The sequence below is a fragment of the Hydrogenophaga sp. genome (assembly GCF_028698005.1).
GTDB lineage: Bacteria > Pseudomonadota > Gammaproteobacteria > Burkholderiales > Burkholderiaceae_C > Hydrogenophaga.
Genome location: NZ_JAQVEJ010000207.1, coordinates 1 through 4,193, shown reverse-complemented (window position 1 = coordinate 4,193; position 4,193 = coordinate 1). Strand labels below are relative to the sequence as shown.

General features: G+C 69.5%; 4 protein-coding genes. 2 read left to right on the top strand and 2 right to left on the bottom strand.

Features of this window, described 5'->3' with window-relative positions:
* Positions 1–1,008: alpha-hydroxy acid oxidase (locus tag PHQ87_RS14740; protein ID WP_300235973.1), on the top strand; the 1,008-nt coding region annotated here is incomplete at its 5' end.
* Here PHQ87_RS14740 and PHQ87_RS14735 read toward each other — a convergent pair.
* Both PHQ87_RS14735 and PHQ87_RS14730 read right to left on the bottom strand, forming a co-directional pair.
* Positions 993–2,030 (bottom strand): BLUF domain-containing protein, encoded by a 1,038-nt coding sequence (locus PHQ87_RS14735; protein ID WP_300235970.1) that lies wholly within the window; start codon positions 2,028–2,030, stop codon positions 993–995. The genes PHQ87_RS14740 and PHQ87_RS14735 overlap by 16 nt on opposite strands.
* Before the next feature lie 79 nt (positions 2,031–2,109).
* Positions 2,110–3,375 (bottom strand): hypothetical protein, encoded by a 1,266-nt coding sequence (locus tag PHQ87_RS14730; RefSeq protein WP_300235967.1) that lies wholly within the window; start codon positions 3,373–3,375, stop codon positions 2,110–2,112.
* Between the two features lie 147 nt (positions 3,376–3,522).
* On the opposite strand from PHQ87_RS14730, the gene PHQ87_RS14725 reads away from it, so the two are divergent.
* Complete coding sequence (locus tag PHQ87_RS14725; protein WP_300235964.1) at positions 3,523–4,041, top strand: anti-sigma factor; 519 nt, start codon at positions 3,523–3,525, stop codon at positions 4,039–4,041.
* Positions 4,042–4,193: the final 152 nt, after the last annotated feature.

The following is a 4,193-nucleotide window of genomic DNA, read 5'->3' as shown; positions in this document are numbered from 1 at the left end:
CAGCGCGTGGCCGTGAACATGGAAGGCCGCACCACGGCCACCACCATGGTGGGCCAGCCCGTGACCATGCCGGTGGCCATCGCCCCGGTGGGCCTGACCGGCATGCAGCACGCCGACGGCGAGATCCACGCCGCGCGCGCGGCCGAGAAGTTCGGCATCCCCTTCACGCTCTCGACCATGAGCATCTGCTCGATCGAGGACATCGCCGCCCACACCCGGGCGCCGTTCTGGTTCCAGCTCTACATGATGCGCGACCGCGAGGCGATGGCCCGCATGATCGGCCGCTGCAAGGACGCCCACTGCTCGGCGCTGGTGCTCACCCTGGACCTGCAGGTGATCGGCCAGCGCCACAAGGATCTGAAGAACGGCCTGACGGCGCCGCCCAGGCCGACGCTCAGGAACATCCTCAATCTCATGACCAAACCGCGCTGGTGCCTGGGCATGGCCGGCACCCGGCGCCGCACCTTCCGCAACCTGGTGGGCCACGTCAAGGGCGTGAGCGACATGAGCTCGCTGGCGGCCTGGACCAACGAGCAGTTCGACCCGCGCCTGTCATGGGCCGACATCGAATGGGTCAAGCGCCAGTGGGGCGGCAAGCTCATCCTCAAGGGCATCATGGTCGAGGAAGACGCGCGCCTGGCGGTTGAGGCCGGTGCCGACGCCATCGTCGTCAGCAACCACGGCGGGCGCCAGCTCGACGGCGCGCCGAGTTCGATCTCGGCCCTGCCCCCCATCGTCGAGGCCGTGGGCAACCGGCTGGAGGTGTGGATGGACGGCGGCATCCGCAGCGGGCAGGACGTGCTCAAGGCCTGGGCACTGGGCGCGCGCGGCACCCTGATCGGCCGCGCCATGGCCTACGGGCTGGGGGCGATGGGCGAGGCCGGCGTCACCAGGGCCCTGCAGATCATCCACAAGGAGCTGGACGTCACCATGGCCTTCTGCGGCCACACGGACATCCGCAACGTCGACCGCTCGATCCTGCTGCCCGGCTCCTACCCGCTCGCCTGACCGGCAAACTGATCCAGCACCGGTTCGAGCACCGCCCACAGATCGGACACGTCGGGACGCGCCAGCGGGCTGCGCACGCCGATCCAGGCATGGCCGTTCGCCTGCACCCGGTCCGCCAGCTCGGCCGTCACGCTGTCATGGGGACCCACGCCAATGATGGTCGGGACGTGCTGGGTCTGGTTGCAGACATCAAGCACCTTCTGCACCAGGCGGACATTGGCCTCGGCGTCCCCATCCAGGATCAGCACCACGGCCCCGTGGGCCGGCATGAGGGCGTGTGCCACGCCCATCGTCAGACCGCGGCGGGCGTGGGCGATCAGGCGCATGCCGCCTGGCCCCAGATCCGGCAGATCCAGGTAGTCGCTGGCCACGTCGGGCACGTCGTCGGCGCTGGCCGCATAGCGCCGCTGCACCAGCCGGCGTGACGACACCCCGGCCAGCCAGCGCAGCAGGTCGAAGGCCCAGGCCAGCCGGGCCGACAGCAGCATCACGCGCTCGGCGCCCTCGCCTGCCCGGGGCATGTCGGGTGCCGGCGGCGAGCACACGTTCATCCAGACATGCGCGGGCTCGTACACCTGGCCGGCCTCGTGGCGCAGACGCCAGGTGTGCACACGCGCGGCAAAGAGGCTCGGCGGCTCGATCGCCTGCACGATGGCGCCGATCCAGGGGCGCTTGAGCCGGGCCTGCCCCGTGCTGCGGTGGATCACCTGCAAACCGTGGTGCCGGGGGTCGCGCGAAACACGCGCCATCAGGGCATCAATGGCCGGTCCCGGGCCCTCGATCCATTCGATGAAGTGGCCATTCATGTGCATCAGGCCCACGCGCAGGCCATCGGGGCCGTTGTTGCGCACCGCGTGGTCACGGATGCGCCGCATCTCGTCGAGCACCGATCTGTCAACCCGGCTCAGGCTCGCATAGATGAGCCGATCCACGGGCCTCATCGGCCACTGGCCATCGCTTTCGGACCAGCCGGTGTCGTTGGCGGAGTCAGGGGGGGGTTCTTCGTGGTGGTGGTGGTTCACTGGCGGATTCCGCGGGTGCCGTGGCAGCAACGCTCAACAGCTCCGATGGTACCAAGTGCACGGCCTCGGTGCAGCGGCTTCAGCCATCCAGCGGGGCAGGCGCCGTGGCGGCCGCCGCCACGAAGGGAAGCGGCTGTGACGGTGCCTGGTTTTGCCAGACGGCCTGGCGCGAGCGCACCGGCAGATGGCTGGCCTCCAGCGCCAGTTGCTCGGCCAGGTTCACGATCCGCAAGGCATCGGCATCGGCGGCACCCGCCGGCACATGCACCACGCCGATCGCCACGTCGGGCTGGAACGGCAGGGCCAGCGGATCCTGGCTCACCGTCACCGCCATGCGCAGATTCTTGATCAGCCGCCGGCCCACCACGCGGTGGTGGTGCGGGTCCTGCACCGCCGAGACCGCCAGCACGAAGCAGCCCTGGTGGAGCAATCCCACCACGTTGCGAAAACCCACGTCCTGGCGCAGGCGGGCCGCCAGCGTCAGCACGATCTCGGTTTCGGCGTCCTGGGCGGCCGCCTCGCCGTGGGCATACAGGTTGGTCACGACGATGGCCGAGACCACGCAGGGCCGTCCCATGCGTGCACTGCGCCACAGCGCATCGTCCACCTTGCCCACCAGCGCCGCGCCGCGCGGCAGTCCGGCCTGGTCGATCCGTGGCATCTCGCCGCTGGCCTGCCGCCGCAGGCGCGCCAGTTCGCGGTAGCGCATGTTGATCAGCGTCATGACCAGGATGAAGTAACTGGCCGCCGCCACCGCCGTGAGCAGCCAGTAACGCAGGCTCATGTCCAGCCCCAGGCCCTTGCCGTACAGGCCGGCCGTCATCTGCGCCAGGCACAGGCAGGCCACCACCATCCAGCGGGCCAGCCGGTCGCCCAGAATCGCGCTGCGGGTCGCCACCAGCGCCCCCATCAGCACCGCCAGGCCATTGACCAGGGCGGACCAGGCCAGCACCTGCTGGCCGTCGCCACCGGCAAGATACCAGACCAGCAGGGCGGCGCCGGACAGGGCCACGCACCCGGCCCCCGGTCCCATGAGCACGCGCACCAGACGGTCATCGGCCCGCACGCCGGACCACTGGCCCAGGTAGGCCAGCGCCACCGCCGCCGTCAACGGCCCCAGCGCCACCTTGACCACCATCAGCGCGCCATCGGCCAGCGCCGGCCACAGCAGTTGGGGCAGCCCGCTCATGACCAGGCAGGCCACCGACATCATCGTCAACAGCAGCCACACGCGCAGCCTGCGCAGGCTGCGCTGGCGCAGCACGGTATCGATCAGCAACACCGTCACCAGCGCCATCAGCACACCGGCCATGGCAGACCAGATCACGATTTCGGTGGAAGGCATGCAGACAGGGCCACAGCGGGGAAGGTCTCAAAAAAGGGCGAGTGTATGCGCAAAGAACCATGGCCTCCATCGCCGGTGTGCCGGGCGCGACCGCGCCGTCACGGCATACTCGGTGGGCAGACCACGCTTCACCGCTTCATCCACACCATGAACCCCGAAACCCCGCTCCCCTCCCCATCCCGCCGCGTCAGCCCCTGGTGGCGTGCACTGGCCATCACCCTGTTGCTGGCGCTGCTGCTCGGCTGGGCCACCGCCACCAGCATGGTCACCCAGTTGCAGGCCCAGATCACCCACCTGCAAAAGCGCCTGATCCAGGTGCCCCAGATCCGGCAGGTGGCGGTCTTGCTCGACGCCCAGGGCCAGCCCGCCATGCTCGCCACCTTCAACCCGCAGGAACGGGCCCTGACGCTTCAGCGGCTCAACGATGTCAAGGAAGGGCGCGAGGACAGCATGCAGGTCTGGGCCATCGCCGGCGATGCGCCCCCGCGCTCGATCGGCGTGATCGAGAGCAAGTACAAGACCCTGCAACTGCCCGTGGACGAAGCCGCCCTGCAAGGCGTCACCGAACTGGGCATCAGCGCCGAGAACAAGGGCGGCGTGCCCGCCGGCAGCGGCCCCAGCCTGCCCTGGCTGTTCAAGGGCTGGCTGGTCGTCAAGAGCATCTGAGTGAACCGCCGGCGCCTCAGCGCAGCTCGTACACGAAGGAGCTGACCACACGCAGGCGCTTGGTGAGCGAGCGGCCATCGTCGTAATCGTTGCCGTCGTCGCCGGTGATGCGGATCACGCCCTGGTTCGCGCTCTTGAGCGGACCCAGTTGC

What these genes read in the sequence shown, in the direction of transcription:
- PHQ87_RS14730 (WP_300235967.1), bottom strand. Translation starts at nt 3,375, where the DNA reads ATGCCTTCCACCGAAATCGTGATCTGGTCTGCCATGGCCGGTGTGCTG.
- PHQ87_RS14725 (WP_300235964.1), top strand. Translation starts at nt 3,523, where the DNA reads ATGAACCCCGAAACCCCGCTCCCCTCCCCATCCCGCCGCGTCAGCCCC.